Origin of the sequence: Streptomyces sp. NPDC004111 (genome assembly GCF_042874215.1) — a bacterium.
Classification (GTDB): Bacteria; Actinomycetota; Actinomycetes; order Streptomycetales; family Streptomycetaceae; genus Streptomyces.
Window position 1 is genome coordinate 88,200 of the sequence record NZ_JBIAMU010000014.1, and the last position, 20,561, is coordinate 108,760.

At 72.3% G+C, this 20,561-nt stretch carries 17 protein-coding genes; 10 read left to right on the forward strand and 7 right to left on the reverse strand.

Annotation, left to right across the window (positions count from 1 at the left end; all coding sequences use genetic code 11):
• Positions 1-155: 155 nt before the first annotated feature.
• Both lon and ACFYVL_RS26300 read left to right on the forward strand, forming a co-directional pair.
• Positions 156-2,561, forward strand: coding sequence for an endopeptidase La (lon, locus tag ACFYVL_RS26295; protein ID WP_389248895.1), 2,406 nt, complete (start codon positions 156-158; stop codon positions 2,559-2,561).
• A gap of 151 nt (positions 2,562-2,712) precedes the next feature.
• Positions 2,713-3,600, forward strand: a complete 888-nt coding sequence (locus ACFYVL_RS26300; protein WP_389248897.1) for a TIGR03619 family F420-dependent LLM class oxidoreductase — start codon at positions 2,713-2,715, stop codon at positions 3,598-3,600.
• Between the two features lie 70 nt (positions 3,601-3,670).
• Here the strand turns inward: ACFYVL_RS26300 and ACFYVL_RS26305 are convergent, their stop codons facing one another.
• Positions 3,671-4,057: a VOC family protein gene (locus tag ACFYVL_RS26305; protein WP_389248898.1), complete on the reverse strand. Its 387-nt coding sequence runs from the start codon at positions 4,055-4,057 to the stop codon at positions 3,671-3,673.
• 127 nt (positions 4,058-4,184) lie between these two features.
• A complete protein-coding gene (locus ACFYVL_RS26310) occupies positions 4,185-5,192 on the reverse strand; it encodes a helix-turn-helix domain-containing protein (protein ID WP_389248899.1) in 1,008 nt (335 codons plus the stop codon).
• Between the two features lie 149 nt (positions 5,193-5,341).
• Between ACFYVL_RS26310 and ACFYVL_RS26315 the strand changes: the two genes are divergently transcribed.
• Positions 5,342-8,209: a M4 family metallopeptidase gene (locus tag ACFYVL_RS26315; protein WP_389248900.1), complete on the forward strand. Its 2,868-nt coding sequence runs from the start codon at positions 5,342-5,344 to the stop codon at positions 8,207-8,209.
• Between the two features lie 79 nt (positions 8,210-8,288).
• Here the strand turns inward: ACFYVL_RS26315 and ACFYVL_RS26320 are convergent, their stop codons facing one another.
• Positions 8,289-9,107, reverse strand: coding sequence for a lysozyme (locus ACFYVL_RS26320; protein WP_389248901.1), 819 nt, complete (start codon positions 9,105-9,107; stop codon positions 8,289-8,291).
• Between the two features lie 205 nt (positions 9,108-9,312).
• Between ACFYVL_RS26320 and ACFYVL_RS26325 the strand changes: the two genes are divergently transcribed.
• Complete coding sequence (locus ACFYVL_RS26325; protein ID WP_389248902.1) at positions 9,313-9,744, forward strand: MarR family winged helix-turn-helix transcriptional regulator; 432 nt, start codon at positions 9,313-9,315, stop codon at positions 9,742-9,744.
• Positions 9,745-9,994: 250 nt separating this feature from the next.
• Here the strand turns inward: ACFYVL_RS26325 and ACFYVL_RS26330 are convergent, their stop codons facing one another.
• On the reverse strand, positions 9,995-10,786 hold the full coding sequence (locus tag ACFYVL_RS26330) for a hypothetical protein (protein ID WP_389248903.1): 792 nt from the start codon (positions 10,784-10,786) through the stop codon (positions 9,995-9,997).
• A 509-nt stretch (positions 10,787-11,295) separates the two neighbouring features.
• On the opposite strand from ACFYVL_RS26330, the gene ACFYVL_RS26335 reads away from it, so the two are divergent.
• The 5 genes from ACFYVL_RS26335 to ACFYVL_RS26355 are packed head-to-tail and all read left to right on the forward strand — an operon-like array spanning position 11,296 to position 17,141.
• Entirely contained in the window at positions 11,296-14,313 is a 3,018-nt protein-coding gene (locus ACFYVL_RS26335) for a nitrate- and nitrite sensing domain-containing protein (RefSeq protein ID WP_389249220.1), read from the forward strand.
• The gene (locus ACFYVL_RS26340; protein ID WP_389248905.1) at positions 14,310-14,789 is read left to right on the forward strand and encodes a roadblock/LC7 domain-containing protein; all 480 of its coding nucleotides are present in this window, start codon (positions 14,310-14,312) and stop codon (positions 14,787-14,789) included. The genes ACFYVL_RS26335 and ACFYVL_RS26340 overlap by 4 nt, the downstream gene beginning before the upstream one ends.
• Positions 14,786-15,217 carry a DUF742 domain-containing protein gene (locus tag ACFYVL_RS26345; protein WP_389248907.1) on the forward strand — a complete coding sequence of 144 codons (432 nt, stop codon included), beginning with the start codon at positions 14,786-14,788 and terminating at the stop codon, positions 15,215-15,217. Before ACFYVL_RS26340 ends, ACFYVL_RS26345 begins: the two co-directional genes overlap by 4 nt.
• The gene (locus ACFYVL_RS26350) at positions 15,198-15,836 is read left to right on the forward strand and encodes an ATP/GTP-binding protein (RefSeq protein WP_389248909.1); all 639 of its coding nucleotides are present in this window, start codon (positions 15,198-15,200) and stop codon (positions 15,834-15,836) included. Before ACFYVL_RS26345 ends, ACFYVL_RS26350 begins: the two co-directional genes overlap by 20 nt.
• Before the next feature lie 33 nt (positions 15,837-15,869).
• Entirely contained in the window at positions 15,870-17,141 is a 1,272-nt protein-coding gene (locus ACFYVL_RS26355; protein ID WP_389248911.1) for a styrene monooxygenase/indole monooxygenase family protein, read from the forward strand.
• 66 nt (positions 17,142-17,207) lie between these two features.
• On the opposite strand, the gene ACFYVL_RS26360 is transcribed toward ACFYVL_RS26355, so the two are convergent.
• Positions 17,208-17,990: an SDR family NAD(P)-dependent oxidoreductase gene (locus ACFYVL_RS26360; protein WP_389248913.1), complete on the reverse strand. Its 783-nt coding sequence runs from the start codon at positions 17,988-17,990 to the stop codon at positions 17,208-17,210.
• A 209-nt stretch (positions 17,991-18,199) separates the two neighbouring features.
• Here ACFYVL_RS26360 and ACFYVL_RS26365 point away from each other — a divergent pair, with 209 nt between their 5' ends.
• Positions 18,200-18,787 (forward strand): TetR/AcrR family transcriptional regulator, encoded by a 588-nt coding sequence (locus ACFYVL_RS26365; RefSeq protein WP_389248915.1) that lies wholly within the window; start codon positions 18,200-18,202, stop codon positions 18,785-18,787.
• Positions 18,788-18,797: 10 nt separating this feature from the next.
• Here ACFYVL_RS26365 and ACFYVL_RS26370 read toward each other — a convergent pair whose 3' ends face one another.
• Entirely contained in the window at positions 18,798-20,138 is a 1,341-nt protein-coding gene (locus tag ACFYVL_RS26370) for an NlpC/P60 family protein (RefSeq protein ID WP_389248917.1), read from the reverse strand.
• 100 nt (positions 20,139-20,238) lie between these two features.
• The gene (locus ACFYVL_RS26375; protein ID WP_389248919.1) at positions 20,239-20,547 is read right to left on the reverse strand and encodes a hypothetical protein; all 309 of its coding nucleotides are present in this window, start codon (positions 20,545-20,547) and stop codon (positions 20,239-20,241) included.
• Positions 20,548-20,561: the final 14 nt, after the last annotated feature.

Genomic DNA, 20,561 nt, shown 5'->3' on the forward strand with positions numbered 1-20,561 from the left:
AGTTCCAAGTGCGTTGGGACTATTACAGCGGCCCCGTTCCCCCGCGTCGATGCTGATCGCTCAGAGCGAACAGCGGAAAACGGGGCTTCGGGAACACCAGCAGGCTCATATGCATTGAGTCGGTATAGCTCAACTTCACTGCCCTAGGGGAGATCATGGCATCGACGTCCACACCGCTCACCCTGCCCGTGCTGCCGCTCGACGACGAGGTCGTGCTGCCCGGAATGGTGGTGCCGCTGGACCTGTCCGACACCGACGTTCGTGCCGCGGTCGAGGCCGCACAGGCCGCCGCGCACGCCAGTAGCAGCAAGCCGCAGGTACTTCTTGTTCCGCGCATCGACGGGACGTACGCCGCCACCGGCGTGCTCGGCACCGTCGAGCAGGTCGGCCGGCTCTCCGACGGCGACCCCGGCGCGCTCATCCGGGCCCGCGGCCGCGTGCAGATCGGCGCCGGCACGACCGGCCCCGGTGCCGCGCTGTGGGTGGAGGGCGTGCGGATCGACGAGGCCGACCCCGACCCGCTGCCCGGCGCCGTCGCCGAGCTGGTCAAGGAGTACAAGGCCCTCGCCACCACCTGGCTGAAGAAGCGCGGGGCCTGGCAGGTCGTGGATCGGGTGCAGCAGATCGAGGGCGTCTCGGCGCTGGCCGACAACTCCGGGTACTCGCCGTTCCTGACCACCGCCCAGAAGGTGGAGCTGCTGGAGACCGCCGACCCGGTCGCCCGGCTGCGCCTCGCGCTGGCCGCGCTCAGCGAGCACCTCGCCGAGCAGGACGTCGCCGAAACCATCGCCAAGGACGTCCAGGAGGGCGTGGACAAGCAGCAGCGCGAGTTCCTGCTGCGCAAGCAGCTCGACGCGGTCCGCAAGGAGCTCCGCGACCTGAACGGCGAGGCCGAGGGCGAGGAGTCCGACGACTACCGGGCCCGCGTCGAGGCCGCCGACCTGCCCGAGAAGGTGCGCGAGGCCGCCCTCAAGGAGGTCGAGAAGCTGGAGCGCTCCAGCGACCAGTCCCCGGAGGGCTCCTGGATCAGGACCTGGCTGGACACGGTCCTGGAACTGCCGTGGAACGAGCACACCGAGGACCAGTACGACATCAGGGGCGCCCGCGAGATCCTGGACGCCGAGCACGCGGGCCTGGACGACGTGAAGGAGCGCATCACCGAGTACCTCGCGGTGCGCAAGCGCCGCGCCGACCGGGGCCTTGGGGTCGTCGGCGGCCGTCGCGGCGGCGCCGTGCTCGCCCTGGTCGGACCGCCCGGCGTCGGCAAGACCTCGCTCGGCGAGTCCGTCGCCCACGCGATGGGCCGGAAGTTCGTCCGGGTCGCGCTCGGCGGCGTACGCGACGAGGCGGAGATCCGCGGTCACCGGCGCACCTACGTCGGGGCCCTGCCCGGACGCATCGTGCGCGCCGTCAAGGAGGCCGGCTCCATGAACCCGGTCGTCCTCCTCGACGAGATCGACAAGGTCGGCTCCGACTTCCGGGGCGACCCGGCCGCCGCCCTCCTCGAAGTCCTCGACCCCGCCCAGAACCACACCTTCCGCGACCACTACCTGGAGGTCGAACTCGACCTCTCCGACGTGGTGTTCCTCGCCACGGCGAACGTCCTGGAGGCCATCCCCGAGGCCCTGCTCGACCGCATGGAGCTGGTCCGTCTCGACGGCTACACCGAGGACGAGAAGGTCGTCATCGCCCGCGACCACCTGCTGCCCCGGCAGCTGGACCGCGCGGGTCTGGAGACCGGCGAGGTCACCCTGGAGGAGCCGGCGCTGCGCAAGCTGGCGGGCGAGTACACCCGGGAAGCGGGCGTACGGAACCTGGAGCGCGCGGTCTCCCGGCTGCTGCGCAAGGTCGCGGCCCAGCACGAACTGGGCGAGCGCGAGCTGCCGTTCGCCATCAAGGACACCGATCTGCGCGAGCTGATCGGCCGTCCGCACCACGTGCCCGAGTCCGCCCAGGACCCGGCCGAGCGGCGCACCGCGGTGCCCGGTGTGGCCACCGGCCTCGCCGTCACCGGGGCGGGCGGCGACGTCCTGTTCGTCGAGGCGTCGCTGGCCGACGCGGAGACCGGCGGCGCGGGGCTGACCCTCACCGGCCAGCTCGGCGACGTCATGAAGGAGTCCGCGCAGATCGCGCTCTCCTTCCTCCGCTCGCACGGAGCGGAACTGGAGCTGCCGGTCGCCGACCTGAAGGACCGGGGCGTGCACATCCACTTCCCGGCGGGCGCGGTCCCCAAGGACGGTCCGAGCGCGGGCATCACCATGACGACCGCCCTCGCCTCCCTCCTCTCCGGCCGTCTGGTCCGCACCGACGTGGCCATGACCGGCGAGGTGTCCCTGACCGGACGCGTCCTGCCCATCGGCGGCCTGAAGCAGAAGCTCCTCGCCGCACACCGGGCGGGCACCACGACGGTCGTCATCCCCAAGCGGAACGAGGCCGACCTGGACGACGTCCCGGCCGAGATCCTGGAGAAGCTGGAGGTCCACCCGGTGACGGACGTCCGCCAGGTGCTGGAGATCGCGCTGGCACCGGCGCGGGTGGAAGCGGAGAAGATCGCCGCGTAGCACCGGCCGGGCCGCGAGGAGCGGCTGACGGGTCGTGAAGAAGCAGGGGCCGTACGGGATTTCGTTCCGTACGGCCCCTGCGGCACGTGTGGCGCGGGTCACTCCACGGGCTCCGCGCGTCGTGCGCACCCCCGGGGCCAAGATGGATGGCATGGACATCGGAATAGCCCTGCCCCAGTACGGCAGCCACGCCCGTCCCGAGCTGATCGCGTCCTTCGCCCGGGACGCCGAGCGGATCGGTTTCGACTCCCTGTGGGTCGGCGACCGCGCGCTCACCCCGGTCGACCCGAGCCATCTGTATCCCGGCCACACGAAGGAACACCCGTACCCCGAAGGCTTCAGGACCTTCGTCGACCCCCTGGTCGCCCTGACCGTCGCGGCCACCGCCACCACCCGGGCCCGCCTCGGCACCAGCACGCTCAACGCCCCCTGGTACCCGCCCCTGCTGCTGGCCCGCAGCCTCACCTCGCTCGACGTCCTCAGCGGCGGCCGGCTCGACGCGGGCTTCGGGGTCGGCTGGATGCGCGACGAGTACACCTCGGTCAACGCCGACTTCGAGGAGCGCGGCGCCCGGCTCGACGAGATCCTCGACTTCCTCCACGGCATCTGGACCGAGAACCCCTTCGCGCACACCGGGGAGACCTGGCAGGTTCCGTCCTCGTACGTGGACCTGCGCCCCGCGCAGCAGGGCGGCCCGCCGGTCTACCTGGGCGGCTTCGGCCCCGCCGCCATGCGCCGCGTCGGCCGCCGCGCCGTCGGCTGGGTGGGCATCGCCCTGCCCGCGGAGAACCACGCGGCGGTGTGGGGCATGGCCCGCCGGGCCGCCGAGGAGGCGGGCCGCGACCCCAACGCGCTGCGCCAGGAGATCCGCGTCAACGTGCACCCGGGCGAGTCCGCCGAGGACATCGCCGGCACCCTGCGCGCGGTGCGGGAGCTGGGCGCCCACGGGACGTTCGTGGAACTCCAGCAGCGGGTGCGGGAGCCGGCGGAGGCGCTCGAACTGGGCGCGAAGGTACGGGAGCTGGTGCTCGCGGGCTGACCGCGGGACCGGACGCGCGAAAAGGGCCCGCACGCGGAACGCGCGGGCCCTTCCGTCCGTGGCCTACCGCCTAGAAACCGCCGTACGGCACGGTGATGACCTCCATGCCGTGGCCCGCCGGGTCGGGGAAGTAGACGCCCCGGCCGCCGTCGTTGTGGTTGATCTCGCCCGGCTGCTTGCGGTGCGGGTCCGCCCAGTACTCCAGCCCCTTCTCCCGGATGCGGGCGAAGATGCCGTCGAACTCCTCCTCGGAGACCAGGAAGGCGTAGTGCTGGGGCAGGATCTCCTGGTCGGCGGGGAACGTGGCGAAGTCCAGGTCGACACCGCCCGCGAGCTTCACCTGGATGAACGGGCCCCATTGCGGGCCGGCCTCAAGACCGAGGATGTGGGCCAGGAACTCCGCGGACTCGCGGTTGTCCCGGGCGAAAACGATGGTGTGGTTCAGCTGAACTGTCATACGACGAATGCCTCCGTAACGGGCACTCTCGGGCTACCTCCATGTCCCACCCGGCCGGTGGCCGACACGCGATGCCGTCGCCGCGACGCTAGGTGAGGGCGTCCGAGTCCGTCAAGCGGTATCCGGCTCAAGCCAGCCACCCCCGGGTCGCCGCCTGCGCCCCCGCCTGGAAACGGGTCTCCGCGTCCAGGCTGTCCAGCAGCCGGGAGATGCGGCGCCGTGCCGTGTGCACATGGACGCCCAGTCGGCGGGCTATCGCCTCGTCCTTCAGGCCGGCCGCCAGCAGTCCCAGCAGTTCCCGCTGCTGGCCGGGGAGCGGGTCGGTGGGCGGACCGGTGGTGCCGCTCAGCGGAATAGAGCGCTCCCACACCGTTTCGAACAGCGGCAGCAGGGCGTTGCGGAGCAGTGCGTCGCCCACCACCAGCGCGGACGCGGTCGGATCCGCGGACTCGGTGGGCGGCAGCAGGGTGACCCTGCGGTCGACGCCGATGAGTTTGGTCGGGACGCCCGAGGTGACCCGGGCGCGCAGTCCGCGCTCGGCGAGCGCGGCCAGGGACCGCATCCGGCCCGGATAGGAGAGGCCCTCGCGGTCGATCACCGCGCGGACCGTGATGCCCCGGTCGAGCAGGGCCTCCAGGTCCAGCGCCGGAGGCCGGTCCGGATGGGCCGCGTCCGCCTTCGCGTACGGCGGCCGGTCGAGGATCACCACCTCGTGCTCGGCGGACGCCAGCAGCGACTCCGCGCGCTCACCGATCTGGCGCGGTCCCGTGACGATTTCTATGCCGCCCTCGGAGGCGGTCGGCGACGTCGCGGTCAGCCGCCCCGCGATCCGGTCCGCGGACTCCATCAACTGCTCCAACTCCGCTGACCGAATGTGCAGTTCGGCTTGACGGCGGTGGATCAGTGTGCGGATGGCGGCGGCCGGGGCGGTCGGACGGGGTGTGCCGTCCTGGGTGGAAACGGTGAATCCTGATGCTTCGAGGCTGGTCAGGGCCTCTTCGATCTGCGGAACGGGGACTTCCAGTAGAGCGGTCAACTCCGTTGTGCTGGAGGCGTTTTCCTTCAAGAGCGCCTCGTAGACACGTCCCTCGACCTCCCCCAGGCCGAGGCTGTGCAGTTCTTCCCCCTCGATCATGGGCCGAATTCTTTCGTGAGCACAGCATGCACACAAGTGTGCGTGTCCACATCTGAACACATGGGAAACATTGCCGACTTGAACACACAACGACTTGCATGGCCCTGCCCAACAGGCCCGAAGAGCGTCCGTACCGTGGGAGGGAAAGCGTGCACAAGACCCGAGTGCGTGCAGCAAGACAGGCCGGCGGGAACACCACCGCCGCATCCGGCATATCCAGGGGCACCCAGGGAGTCGCCGCCCTGATCGGCGCGGCGGCCCTGATCGCAGGCGTCGTACCCGCGGCGCAGGCAGCAGTCCCGGCCGCACCCGCCGCACCCGCCGCCGCGGTGATCCCCGGCACCGACACCGCGACCCCCGCCCTGGTCGACGGCATCAACGAGCCCGCCAAGGCAACCGGCAGCGCCGCCGACGCGGCCGTCGGCCACCTCGCCGAGAAGCAGAGCCGCTACCGCATCGGCAACCCCGGCGCCAACCTCAAGGCGGTCGCCGCCCAGTCCGGCAAGGGCGGCACCGAGACGGTCCGCCTCCAGCAGAAGTACAAGGGAATCGACGTCCTCGGCGGCCAGTACGTCGTCCGGATGGAGAACAAGGGCGGGAAGCGCGCCGTCGTCGGCACCTCCGGCAAGTACTTCACCGAGCTCTCCGCGCCCACCACCGCCACGGTCTCCGAGAAGACCGCCGTGGAGCGCGCGGTGGCCGCCGTGGGCCGCGAGCTGAACGGCAAGAACCTCAGCAAGAAGGACCTCCGCAAGGCCGAGGGGCAGAAGTCGCAGGCCGCCACGGCGCTCACCGGCACCGCGGGCAGGCTGGTCGTGCTGCCGCAGGGCAAGGGCGTGCTGACCCGCCAGGTCACCGTCAAGGGCAACCACCCGGTGACCGGCGAGCCCGTGCTGCGCCAGGTGTACATCGACGCGCGGGCCGGCTTCCCGGTCCTCCAGTACAGCAGCATCAAGACCTTCGGCGGCAAGCCGGCCAAGGGCAGCGCCCCGAAGGCCGCCCGGGGCGCGAGGGGGGCCGCGGGCGTCCTGGACGCGGGTGACGCCACCGGCACCGGAGTGAAGACCGACGGCACCAAGGTCGACCTCAACCTGTACTTCGACTCCTCCCGCAAGGAGTACACGCTCCGCGACTACGTCCGGATGCAGGGCAGCACCAAGAACTCCGTCACCACCTGGGACGCGCGCGGCGTGGAGGCCGACGACGCGGCGGGCAAGTGGCCCTCGGGCATCAAGGAGTTCGGCTCGCCCGTCCAGGAATTCGGCAAGGACGCCACCGACGCGGGCGCCATCGACGCCCAGTGGGCCGGCACCCAGGTCTACGACTACTACAAGTCCAAGCACAACCGCGACAGCCTCGACGGCCGCGGCATGGCCATCAACTCCCTGGTCGGCGTCACCAACGGCGGGCAGCCGTGGGTCAACGCCTTCTGGGACGGCAGCAAGATGGTCTACGGCGTCGGCGACGACGAGTACAAGCCGCTCGCCTCCGACGTCGACGTGGTCGGCCACGAGATGACCCACGGCGTCGTGGAGAACACCGCGAACCTGGTGTACGTCGGCCAGTCCGGCGCGCTCAACGAGGGCCTCGCCGACTACTTCGGCAACGCCATCGACACCGGCACCTCCGGCACCGCCATGAACGACCCCGACTCCGGGCTCGTCGGCGAGGACCTGTGCCGCACCCTCTCCAAGAGGGACTGCGCCCTGCGCGACATGAACGACGGCCGCACCACCTCCAAGGACTTCCTCGGCGTCGCCTACAACGTCGACAACGGCGGTGTGCACCTCAACTCGACGATCTTCTCGGGCGCCCTGTGGGACATCCGCCAGGATCTCGACAAGGACTTCACCGACGCCGTCGTCTACAAGGCGCTCGCCGAGTACCTGACTCCGCTGGACGGCTTCACCGAGGGCCGCAACGCGGTCATCGCCGCCGCCAAGGACCTGGGCGCCACGGCGAAGCAGCAGAACGTCATCAAGCGCTCCTTCAACGCCCACGGCATCGTCCCGGGCTGGGAGGACGCGATGGGTCTCGACTCCGACACCCTGCTGGGCAAGCTCAACACCGCGGGCACCGGCGCGGGCGCGGGCGGCGGCCAGTACGCCGTCTCGAAGTCCAACGACGACGGCTCCGAGCCGTACTCCGTCTACACGGGCCGCACCGACGGCAAGGGCGCGCCGAAGCTGGTCAGCCCGAACGACGGCCGGTTCCACGTCTACCCGGCGACCGACGGCAAGAACGTCGTCTGGGCGGCGTACGGCACCACCAGCATCGACGTCCTGGTCCGCCCGGTCGCGGGCGGCCCGATCAAGAAGGTGTGGTCCGCCTACACCAGCCTCCAGGGGCTGCGCATCGACGGCGACATCGTGGTCTGGGAGGAGAGCGACCCGTTCGGCGGGCGGCACGCCGCGTACAAGAACCTGAAGACCAATGAGCAGGCGTACGTCGACGGCGGTCGCTACCACCTCGGCTCGGCACTGCCCTCCGTCAAGAACGGCAAGGTCGCCTACGCCAAGCTGGCTCCGGTCAACGGCGAGTACCGGCTGGACGTCGAGGTGCTCGACACCAAGACGAAGAAGACGAACCTCATGCCGCAGAAGGCGGTGGTCGACAGCATCGGCCAGACCGGCATCTCCGGGACGCACGTCTCCTGGCTCGTCGACGAGGTCGCGTACGGCCCGATGGCCGTCCGCCGCGCCAACCTCGACGGCACCAAGATGCTGGACCTGAGCCCCGAGAGCGGCGACAAGGCGCTGTACGCCTTCGACCTGACCGCGTCCGAGGAGGCCGTCACGGTCAACTCGCAGCTGCCGGACACGCAGTACCGCAACGAGACGCTGCCCAAGCTGTGGCAGTTCGCGGCCTCCGGCACCCGGGAGGGCGAGCGGGTCTCCTGCAACCGCGGCGACCAGTCCTACGCCGCGGCCGACACCGGCACCCGCGTCGTGTGGATCGACGGCACGACCAGCAACACGGACCTGGTGGTACGGGACCGTGCGGCGGGCCGCTGCTGAAGCCCCGGCCGCTGAACCGGACCCCCGGCGCCCGTGCGCCGGGGGTCCTTCACGTCCCCGTACCGCCCGGCCGCGGCACTCAGCCGTTGGCGAGCGCGCGCACCCGGTCGAGGGCGCCGTTGAACCTGTTGTGGTCACCGACGGTGGGGCCCGACGAGGTGTACTGCCACATCGTGTACGTCCCCCAGCCGGCCGGCAGCTCGCCGACGGTGCTGTTGTAGCGGGCCACCCACAGCGGGTTGCTCGCGCCGAAGCCCGCGTAGTTGCCGGTGCAGCTCTTCCACCAGCTGGTCGCGGTGTAGATGACGGCGTCGCGGCCGGTCCGCGCCTTGTACGTGTTGAGGAAGTCCCGGATCCAGGCGACCATCTGGGACGCGGTCTTGCCGTAGCACTGGGCCCCGTACGGGTTCCACTCGATGTCCAGCGCGCCCGGCAGCGTGCGGCCGTCGCGCGACCAGCCGCCGCCGTTGCTCGCGAAGTAGTTGGCCTGGGTGGCGCCGCTGGAGGTGTCGGGCGTGGCGAAGTGGTAGGCCCCGCGGATCATGCCCACGTTGTACGAGCCGTTGTACTGCTGGGCGAAGTAGGGGTTCTTGTACGAGGTGCTCTCGGTGGCCTTCACGTAGGCCCACTTGACCCCGCTGCTCCACAGCGCGGCCCAGTTGACGTTGCCCTGGTGGCTGGAGACGTCCACGCCCTCGGTCTGCTCCACGCGGGGCGCGCCCGGCGGCAGCGGGCCCTGCCCGTCGTGCTCGACGACGCCCATGCCCATGTGGGCGGAGCCGGGCGGGGGAGTGCCGGGGGCGGGAGCCGCGCCGACCGTCAGCGCGAGGGCGGCTGCCACGGCGGCGGTCGCGGTGAGGGATCTGGCTGCGGTGGATCTTGCTCTGAGCCTGTGCATGCGTGCCTCCGAAAGATCGACAAAGCGACTGGAGCGGCGTTGCGGAAACAGAAGCTACGCACGTAGACCCGTGTGGCGGAAGAGGGCCTTGATGCCGACATTGGTCCACACCTGCGAAATACTGGACGAGCTGCGGCGATACCCCTCGCTGAAAGTTCCCGGAAGCCGTCCGGAGTTGACGTCCAAGACGACAGGAGATGTACGGGTGGATCAGGAATTCCTCGCGCTGGAGCGGGAGTTGGCGCTTTTTCTGCGCCGGGCGCGGGCGAACTCGGGCGTCCTGGCCCGTGAGGTCCACCCGGACCTGGAGCCCGCCGCCTACGGTCTGCTGGTCCGGCTGGACGAGGCGGACCGGCAGCGGGCCACGGAGCTGGCGGCGTGGTTCGGGGTCGGCAAGGCGACGATGAGCAGGCAGCTGCGGGCCCTGGAGGAGCTGGGGCTGGTGGCCCGCGAACCCGACCCCGCGGACGGCCGGGCCTCCCTGATCCTCCTCACGGCGGAGGGACGCGAGCGCTTCCGCCGGGTCCGCGACGCGCGCCGGGCCAGCTACGTGCAGAAACTCGCCGACTGGGACCGGACCGAAGTCGCCGAACTGGCCCGCCTCCTCCACCAACTGAACACCCGAGCCGACTCCTGACCCCCGCCCCCTCGGGCCCCGGGACCGCGCGCCGAGCCCCCTCGGGCGCCAGGGCCGCCCTCTCCCACCCCACCCCCCCCCGCCCCCTTGGGCGGCGGGGCCGCCCCCCGGGGGCGGAACGGGCGGGCAAGGGGGCGGCCCCCCGGCGGAGCCGCACCTCATGTCCCGCCCACCCCGGCGGACCCGCACCCCCGGGCCCCGGACGCCCCCGGCCCCGCCCGCCCCGGCCCCGTACTCCCCGCCCCACCCCTCACAGCTCTACAAAAACCACCGCCGCATCGTCATGCCTCTTCGAAGCCCCCCTCTCCGGCGCCCCCACCTCCAGCCCCCGCACCCGGTCGATCAACCCCTGCGCCCCCTCCTTCCGCAGCACCCCCACACAGTCCTCCCAGTCCCCGGCCCCGAAAACCTCCACCCACCGCGTCGCCCCGTCCGTCATCGCCGCCAGCGCCCGCACCTCCGCCCGCGGCGTGGACCCGGTCACGGCCAGTTCCGCCACCGCCGGGTCCGCCGCGGCGGTGAAGAAGCCGCCGGGCGCGTTCCGGTACACGTCCGCCGTCGCGTGCGACCGCAGCGCCTCCCGCGGTACCCGGTCCAGCCGGTCGTCCAGCACCGCCCGCACCGCCCCGTCCTGCCCCTCCAGCAGGAGCGCCGAGTCGGACAGCACGAGGTGCTCCACCCGCCGTGCCCCCCAACGCACCATGACCACCGTCGCCTGAGGCGTACGTACGTGAGAAAGGTCACAGGTGTCACGGTGGGCGTCGGCGGTGCGCCCGATCGCGGCTGCCAGCACCTCGGAAAGGGTCAATTCGGGCCGGGAACCGGACAATTCGATCATTGCGCCGCCCAGTCGCGCCGTGAACCACGGAACCGAGTGCACGCAGCCCGTCTCGAACGGCGGCGGAGTCACTCCGTCCAGTACGACGAGCGCGCCTCCCTGGTCCTGGCTGCCGTCCGGACCGGCCGCGGGAAGGGCGACGGACGTCCAGTCCTCGTTGGGGCGTTCGGGATTTCCGGGGGCGGTGGCGAGTTCGATGCGCATGGCGCCAGTCTGCCCGAGTGCCCCATGCCTGCCGATCAAGGCGCGAATTGGCCCATACCAGCAGGTCAGCTGGGTGGATTGGGTTGGAATGATCCATTCCGGGAAGCTGCGAGGGGGCATCCTGCCAAAGCGTGCGCGGAACTTCCAACCGGCTCACCGCGATGCCGTCTGACGGACCGTGACACGAGTTGTTCGCCAACTCCCGATTGATGTTCACTCGTTCGGGTGGCGGGTCGGTCGATGCGCGCCTCCCTCCCCAGGGCGCTGGAATGGTCGAAGGCCGAGTCAGGTGTGGAGGGTGGGGCGCCCGTTCCGTGCGCACCTGATGTACCCGTCGTCACCTCGGCCACCTGGGCGGACGAAATACAAGGATGCGAGCACCGGTGCAGAAAAAGCGGCCTCGGGGCGGCAGCGGCGAGACCTCCACGGGCGACCGGCCCGAGCAGTCACGGCAGCCACGCCCCAAGCGCGTACGCAGTCGACTCGTGGCCTCGGTGGCGGCGGTCGGCGTGGTCGTCCTGGCGGCCGGAGCCCCCTCCGTCCTCACCTCCTCCGACGAACTGACCCGCTCCCAGCGTCTGCTGGACCTCGCCGAACTCAACCGGCAGGCCCTCGCGCTCGCGCACTCCCTCGCGGACGAGCGCGACGACACGACGGCCCGCGCCGCCACGGCCGGCTCCACCGGCGACACGGACGGCACCGGAACCGGCAACGGCGGCGGAACCGGAACCGGTAGCGGAACCGGCGGCAACGGCAACGGCAACGGAACCGGCGGCAACGGAACAGGCACCGGCGACAGCGGCTCCGGCACCCCCGACAAGAGCGCCGACCGTTCCGACCGCACGGCCCGGGTCGACCGCCAGATCGCCGAGCTGACCGACCCCGCCAACACGGCGGCCGAGGCCCCGGCGGCCCTCCGCGACGCCCTCGCCAAGATCCCCGCGGTACGCCGCGCCGCCCTCGGCGACCCCGGCGGCACGGGCACGGGCACGGGCACGGGCGCGGGCGCGGGCACCAACGCCACCCCCCTGGACACCCACAAGGCGTACTCCGAGGTCATCGAGCAGCTCCGCGGCCTGGCCCGCGAGCTGGCCCGCAAGACCCCGCCGCGCGCGGGCGGCTCCGGCAACGCGCCCGCCACCCTCGGCGCCGCCGTCGAGCAGGCCACCGCCACCCGCGGCCTGCTGCTGGCCGCGCTGGCCGTACCGCGCGGCTCCGGCTCCGCCGGCCTCGACCCGGTCACCGGACTGCCGGTGCCCACCGAGGGGTCGGCCAGGAACGCCCGTACCCGCGACGCCCTCAGCGCCGCCGCCCAGCAGGCCCGCTTCCGGGAGGTCGCCGCCCTCGCCGACTTCGACCTGGCGGCCCCGGTGAAGGACCGCGACTCCTTCGCGGCCACCGTCAGCGGCCCCGAGGTCAAGACCGCCGAGCGCTATCTGGGCACCCTCACCGACCAGCCCACCCTCAGCTCCGCCGAGCGCCGGACGGACGCCGACCGGGTCGGCACCGCGCTGACCGCCCGGATCGACCGGATGCGCGGCGCCGAGGCGGCCCTGGCCTCCGCGCAGATCGAGAACCTGGCCGCGCTCCGCGACGGCGACGTCACCGACCTGGAGGTGCGGATCGGGCTGCTCGCCGTCTGCTTCCTGCTCGCGGTCGGCGTCTCCACCGCCGTGGCCCGCACCCTCACCCAGCCGCTCGCCGTGCTGCGCCTGGGCGCCGCCCGGCTGGCCGCCGCCCCGGAGACCGAGGAACCGGTCCGCTACAAGGGCCGCAACGACGAGTTCGCCCAGGTCGTCCGCTCCCTGAACGGCCTGCACGCCAAGGTCCTCGACCTCGGCGCCCGCACGCAGGAACTGGCGGGCGACCGCAGCCAGCTGGCCGGACAGCGCGAGACCCTGCACGCCAGGCACCGCGCCCTGGCCGCCGAGCGCGACCGGCTCGCGGCCGAGCAGGCCGAACTCCTGGAGCGGGCGCAGCAGACCACCGCCAAGCTGGAGGACCTCCGCTCGACCGTCCACTCCTCCTTCGTCAAGCTCTCGCTGCGCACCCTGGGCATCGTCGAGCGCCAGCTCGCCGTCATCGAGAGCCTGGAGGAGCGCGAGCAGGACCCCGACCGCCTGGCCACGCTCTTCAAGCTGGACCACATGGCCACCGTGATGCGCAGGCACGGCGAGAACCTCCTCGTCCTCGCGGGCAGCGACCACGGCGTCGCCCACAGCGGCCCCATCCCGCTCGTCGACGTCACCAGGGCGGCGATCAGCGAGATCGAGCGGTACGAGCGGATCACCCTCCAGGCCCTGCCGCCGCACGCCCAGGTCGCCGGGTACGCGGCCGACGACCTCAGCCACCTGCTCGCCGAACTCCTGGAGAACGCCACCTCCTTCTCCCCGCCGGACACCCACGTCCAGCTGTCCGGCTGGCTGCTGGAGAACGGCGAGATCATGCTGTCCGTCCAGGACGGCGGCATCGGCATGGCCCCCGACCGGCTCGCCGACCTCAACGAGCGGCTCGCCGACCCGGCCACGTACACCCCCGGCGAGCACGGCGACGACGCGTCCCAGGGGCTCGGCCTCCAGGTCGCCTCGCTGCTGGCCGCCCGGCACGGAGTGCGCATCCAGCTGCGCGAGCAGACCCAGGGCGGGATCACCGCCGTGGTCGTGCTGCCCAAGGCGCTGCTGCCGCAGGAGCCGCCCGCCGTACCGGACCACATCGAGGTGCTGCACCAGCTGCCCGGTTCGGTCGCCGAGAGCAACTCCAACGTGCTGCCCGGCCGCACCTTCGGCCAGGACCCGCTGATCGCGGTCGCGGAGAAGGCGGTCGAGGAGGCGGAAGCCGAAGCGGAGCGTGCGGAGCACGGCCGCACGCCGGACCCGGCGACGGGCCGGGACGCGGCCGAGCCGGTGCGCGACGAGCCCGCCGGGGACGCGCGGCACCGGGCGGAGGCGGACGCCCCGGAGCCCGTACGCGAAGCGATCGAGATCGACCAGCCCACCCGGGAGATCCGGCTGCCCCAGCAGTCCTCGCAGCCGCAGCCGCAGCCCGACCCGCAGCCGGCCACGCGTCCGGAACCGGACCCGCAACCGGAACCGGAGGCCGGCCGGGCGACCGGGACCGCCGTACCGGAGGAAGCCGTCCCCGCGCCGGAGGCCGTCCCTGCGCCGGAGGAAGCCGCCCCCGTCGCCGAGCAGTCGGAGCCGAGCGCCGAGCCGCTCACCGACAAGGGACTTCCCAAGCGCACGCCCAAGGTCGTCAAGCCCACGTCCGACGCCGCGCCGCAGCGCACCACGTCGGTGGACGCCGAGGCACTGCGCCGTCGCCTGGGCGGATTCCACCAGGGCGCCAGGGAGGGCAGGCGCGACGTCGAGGCGGAGATCGCGAACAGTGGTAACAACGAGAACCACGGGGTAAGCGGGGTAACCGGGGACGTCGCCGACCGGACCGACCGCACCGGTGGCGGCAGCAGTACTCAGGGCACCGACCGTACCGAGACCGAGGGGGACACCGTCGAGGAGGCACGCAGTTGACCGCGTCTATCACGTACCGGCTGAGCAATGAAGCCCGGAATCTGCACTGGCTGTTGAGCAACCTGGTGGAGGAGGTGCCCGGCCTGGTCTCCGTAGCCGTCGTGTCCTCCGACGGACTGCTGCTGCTGTCCTCCGACCCCGACCACATGCTCCCGGACACCGCGCCGGCCCTGGTGAGCCCCAAGGGCTCCACCGCCGACCTGGCCACCATCGTCTCCGGCCTCGGCTCCCTCACCATCGGCGCCGCCCATCTGATGGACGGCGGTGGCGTCAAGCAGACGATGGTCGCCATGGAGCACGGCAGCCTCTTCGTGATGTCGATCAGCGACGGCTCGCTGCTCGGGGTGCACGCCGCACCGGACTGCGACATGAGCATCGTGGCGTACCACATGGCGCTCTTCGTGGGGCGGGCCGGACACGTGCTGACCCCCGAACTCCGCAGCGAGCTGCGCAAATCGATGGAGAGTGCCAGTTGAGCCCGCAACCGGGGGCCGTGTCCCCGCGCGTTCCCAGCCCCCGCCTGCCGATACGCGGCGAGGGCCGCCGGCCCGCCCGGGTCCGCCCGTACTCCCTCACCGGAGGGCGCACGCGCTTCACCCGCGTCCTGCTGGTGGAGACGTTCGTGGCGGCCCTGGAGGCACCGCCGGAGCGGCCCGAGCTGACCGGCAGGCCCACCGGCGGCCGGGTCGCCCCCGAACTGCAGGCGATCGTCGAGCTCTGCCGCCGGATGCGGACCGTGGCCGAGGTCGCCGCGCTGCTGAAGATGCCGCTGGGTGTGGTCAGGGTGCTGCTGAGCGACCTGGCCGACCAGGGAAAGATCCGCGTGTACGGAACCGGCCACGGTGCCGGACGCCCCGACCGCGCACTGCTCGAAAGGGTGCTGAATGGGCTCCGTCGCCTCTGAGGCCGTCGCCGCACAGACCTTCCCGCCGGTCGACGAACAGGAGACTCCCGCCTGGCAGTTGGACCACACCCGGGCCCCCACCGCGACCAAGATCGTGGTGGCGGGCGGCTTCGGCGTGGGCAAGACCACCTTCGTGGGCGCGGTCTCCGAGATCACCCCGCTGAAGACCGAGGCGGTCATGACCACCGCCAGTGAGGACACCGACGACCTCTCCGGCACCCCGGACAAGACGACGACCACGGTGGCCATGGACTTCGGCCGCGTCACCCTGGACGACGACCTGGTCCTCTACGTCTTCGGCACCCCCGGCCAGCAGCGGTTCTGGTTCATGTGGGACGACCTGGTGCGCGGCGCGATCGGCGCGATCGTGCTGGCCGACACCCGACGGCTGACCGACTGCTTCCCCGCCCTCGACTACTTCGAGAGCTGCGGCATCCCGTACATCGTGGCCGTCAACCACTTCGAGGGAACCCCGCTCTACGCGAGCGAGGACGTGCGCGAGGCGCTGACGGTCCCGCCGCACGTACCGGTCACGATCATGGACGCGCGCAGCAAGGTCTCCGTGGTCGAGACCCTGCTCGGCATGGTCGGGCACGCCCTGGACGCCACCCCCGCGTAACCCCTCGCCCTGAACGGAAGAGCCACCCACCCCATGCGGAAGATCCTCATAGTCGGCGCCGGCCAGTCCGGTCTCCAGCTCGCCCTGGGCCTCCAGTCCCAGGGCTACGAAGTCACCCTGATGTCCAACCGCACGTCCGACGAGATCCGCTCCGGCCGGGTCATGTCGACGCAGTGCATGTTCCACACCGCGCTCCAGCACGAGCGCGACCTCCAGCTGAACTTCTGGGAGTCGCAGGCCCCGCGCATCGAGGGCGTCGGCGTCTCGGTCGCCGCCCCCGACGGCTCCCGCGCCGTCGACTGGGTCGGCAGGCTGGGCGGCATCGCCCAGTCCGTCGACCAGCGGGTCAAGATGGCTGGCTGGATGGACACCTTCGCGCAGCGCGGCGGCCAGCTCGTTATCCACGGCGCGGCCGTCTCCGACCTCGACTTCTTCTCCCGTACGTACGACCTGGTGCTGGTCTCGGCGGGCAAGGGCGAACTCGTCCAGCTCTTCGGCCGCGACGCCGCCCGCTCCCCGTACGACGCCCCGCAGCGCGCCCTCGCCGTCTCCTACGTGCACGGACTCGGCCCGCGCCCCGAGCACCCGGACTTCGAGGCGGTCCGCTGCAACCTGGTCCCGGGCGTCGGCGAACTGTTCGTGATGCCGACCCTGACCACCTCGGGCCGCGCCGACATCCTGTTCTGGGAGGGCGTCCCCGGCGGCCCCGTCGACGCCTTCAAGGGCGTCAAGGACCCGGCCGAGCACCTCTCCCTCACCCTGGAACTGATGGAGAAGTTCCTGCCCTGGGAGTACGCGCGGGCCACCAAGGTCGAACTCACCGACGCGGGCGGCACGCTGGCCGGGCGCTACGCCCCCACGGTCCGCAACCCGATCGGCCGGCTGCCCGGCGGCGGCGCGGTGCTCGGCGTCGCGGACGTGGTCGTCGCCAACGACCCGATCACCGGCCAGGGCTCCAACTCGGCCTCCAAGTGCGCCGCCTCCTACCTGGAGTCGATCGTCTCGCACGGCGACGCCGCCTTCGACGAGGCCTGGATGCAGTCCGCCTTCGACCGCTACTGGGAGACCGCCCAGCACGTCACCAAGTGGACCAACGCCATGCTCGGCGTCCCCCCGGAGCACGTGCTCAACCTGATCGGCGCGGCCGGTCAGCTCCCCGCCGTCGCCGACCGCTTCGCGAACGGCTTCAACGACCCGGCGGACTTCGACAACTTCTTCTTCGAGCCGGAGAAGACGAACGCGTACCTCGCCGAGGCGGGCGCGGCGGCAGCGGCGGCGGCAGCGGCAGCGGCAGCCGCACGGTAGGCACCTTCGCGAACCCCTCGTGACGGCCCGGACCATCCCTGGTCCGGGCCGTCCGCGCCTTCGCCGCTACAGGGTCTTCACCGCTCCGCCGTCGATGAGGTGGTCGGCGCCGGTCGTCGCCGCCGCGAGCGGCGAGGCCAGGTACGCGATCAGCGCGGCCACTTCGTCCGGCTCGACGAGCCGGTCGACGACCATGCCCACCTGGGCGGGCAGCCCGGCCAGCAGGTCGGCGTGCGGTACGCCCATGGCTTCCGCCACTCCCGCGCCGTAACCGGTCGGGCTCTCCCACATGTCGGTACGGACCGGGCCGGGGGAGACCGTGTTGACCCGTACGCCCCGCGGGCCGAACTCCTCCGCTATCGCCTTGCCGAACGCGGTCGTCGCCGCCTTGGCCGTCGCGTAGGCGATCGGGCTGCCGAGCGGGACGCGGGCGCTGATGGACGACAGGTTGACGATCGCGCCCCGCCGCTCCAGCAGGGCCGGCAGGGCGGCGCGGGTGACCCGGACGGTGGCGAAGAAGTTCAGGTCCATCACCTCGGCCCACTGGGCGTCGCTCTGGTCGAGGAAGCCGCCGGGCAGGTCGCCGTCGCCACCGCCGACGTTGTTGACCAGGATGTCCAGCCCGCCCAGTTCGGCCACGGCCTCGGTGACCAGGTGTGCGGCCCCGGCGGGGTCGGTCAGGTCGACCGCCACGGACTTCGCCCCGGCCGCCGCCAGTTCGGGGCCGGGGTTGCGGCCGGCCGCGACGACGCGGACCCCTTCGGCGGCCAGTGTGCGGACGACCGCCAGCCCGATGCCCCGGCTGGCCCCCGTCACCAGGGCGGTCTTGCCGTTCAGGCGCAGGTCCATGGTGTCTCTCCCTCTCCAAGTGCAACTCGAATGACGCCTTGAAGCTAGAACATGCAACACCGGTGTTGCAAGTATGGAAGAAGCTGCCACGCGGACGTACACTCGTCGCGACTCAACCCCCCGGGATCGACGTCCCCCGGATCCGCCACCCGGATCCATCACCGGGATCCCCCCCCCGGATCCGCCGAACCAGAAGGACCCGCACTGCCATGGCGCTGCCCACCGACGCGAAACCGCTGCGCGCCGACGCCGAGCGGACCGTGCGCGCGATCCTCGAAGCCGCCGAGAAGGTCCTGTCCGCGAACCCGGCGGCGACCATGGAGCAGATCGCCGAGGCCGCCGGGGTGGCACGGACCACCGTGCACCGCCGGTTCGCCTCGCGCGACGCCCTCCTGGCCGCCCTCGCCGCATGGGCCACCCGGCAGTTCCACGAAGCCGTCGAGGCCGCCCGGCCGGACACCGCGCCGCCCGCCGTGGCGCTCTACCAGGTCACCGCGAACGTCCTGCGGGTGAAGATCGGCTGGGGCTTCGCGATGGGTGCCCTGCCCACCGACGCGCCCGAGGTCGCGCGTGTGCACGCCGACGTGCTGGCGAGCTGCGCCCGGCTGTTCGCGCGGGCCCGTGCGGCGGGACTGCTCGCGCCCGACGTCGACCCGGACTGGGCCAGGCGCGTCTACTACGCCCTCATCCACGAGGCGGCGACGGAGGCGCCGGACAGCGACGCCGCCGTGGACGCCCTCGCCACACGGGTCGTCGACACCCTGCTGCGCGGCATCGGCACACCCGCCAGGGCCTGATCCCGGCCGCTCACCCGGGGGCCGACTCCGAGGAGTAGCCCGCGTCCGACCCGTCGCCGTCCGCCGGACCGGCCGCCCGCGAGGGCAGCTCGGGCGGGGTGTAGGAACGCAGCGGGGCCAGCTTCGGATCCGGGCGGACCGCGCCCAGTACGGGGTTGGCGGCGAGCGGGGAGACCTTGACGTGGCCGCCGGGGCGCGGGGCCTGCACCACCTGCCCGTTGCCCAGGTAGATCGCCACATGGGTGGCCTTCGGGAAGTAGATCACCAGGTCGCCGGGGCGCAGCGCGGACAGCGGGACGCGCGGCAGCAGGCGCCACTGCTCCTGGCTGGTGCGCGGGATGGTGCGGCCGGCCGCCGCCCACGCCTGCTGGGTGAGGCCCGAACAGTCGAAGGAGCCGGGCCCCTCGGCACCCCAGACGTAGGGCTTGCCGATCTGCCGGGTGGCGTACGTCAGCGCCCGGTCGCCCTCCCGGGAGGGGGCGCGGGAGGCCCGCGCGCCGCCGGGGCCGTAGGCGCCCAGGGCGCCCGAGCCGAGCAGCTTGCGCTGGGCCCGGTCCGCCGTACGGTTCTCCAGCTGCGCCAGCTCGGCCAGTTCGCTCGCCGTCAGCGACGCCAGGAGCGCCTCCACCCGCTTGAGCCGGGCCCGTACCGCGTCGCGCGCCTTCTTCTGCTTCGTGGCCAGGGTCTGCTGCTTGTCGAGGGCGCCGCGCGCCTTCGTGGCCAGCGCGTCGGCCTTCTTCTCGTCGGTCTCCAGCCGGGCCACCTTGACCGCGCGGGCCGCCGCCGCCCTGCGCAGGGTGTGGCCCTGCATCAGCGCGTGCTCGGGGTCGCTGGAGGTCAGCAGGCGGACGAAGGAGGAGTACGCGTAGTCGCCGCGCCCCTTGTACTGCTCGCGGGCCAGCTGGCCGGCCGCCCGCCTGCTGTCGGCGAGCGCGACCCTGGCCCTGCCCAACGCGCCGGACACCCGCCGGACCTCGACGCGCTGCACCTTCAGCTTCTCCTCGGTGCCGTTGAAGGTCTCGGTGGCCTCCTCGGCCTCCTGGTAGAGGCGTTGCAGGTCGGCGAGGAGCCTGCCCAGACCGGGCCCGGCCCCGGCGGAGGGGACGGCCGCGTCCTCGGCGGGGGCGAGGGGATCGGCGGGATCGGCGGCGGGGCCGAAGGGGTCGGCGGTGGCGTCGTCGGCCCGGCCGAAGCGGTCGGCGGTGGGGTCGGTGGGGGACTCCGGGTCGAGCGTGCCGGTGTAGGCGGAGCCCGTCGGGTCCGGGTCGGCGGGGGCCGCCGTCGCGTTCCCCGTTGCCGTCAGCACCGCCGCCGTCGCGAGCACCACAGCGGTCGTCAAGCGCCCTGACATCCCATCACCTCCGCTACCGAGCCGGGCAGGAGACCGGGCTCGGTCCGATGCTGGGCCCACGGAGGCGGCGGCACCGCCCGGGTGGTCGGTACGGCGCAGGTCAGTCACCCGTACCGGTCGAAGCGGATCCCTCCCCGGCGTGGCGGTTGGACTTGGTCCACGGCCACTTCGGGCTCCACGGCTCGCGCCCCTCGGGGACGTACACGTACTTCCAGCCGCGCTGGAGGCCGAGGCGTCTGGTGTGGCCGAGGGGGGCGCGCTCGTAGGCGTGCACGGTGGCGGGGCCGCCGGAGGGGCCGGGCACCGGGACCTCGTACCACTTCGGCGGGTTCCCGGTCGGGCCGGTCAGGACGGACAGCACCTCGCCGTCCAGGGGGCCGCCGACGAAAGGGGTCTTCTCGCTTCTCACCGTCCCAGTGTCAC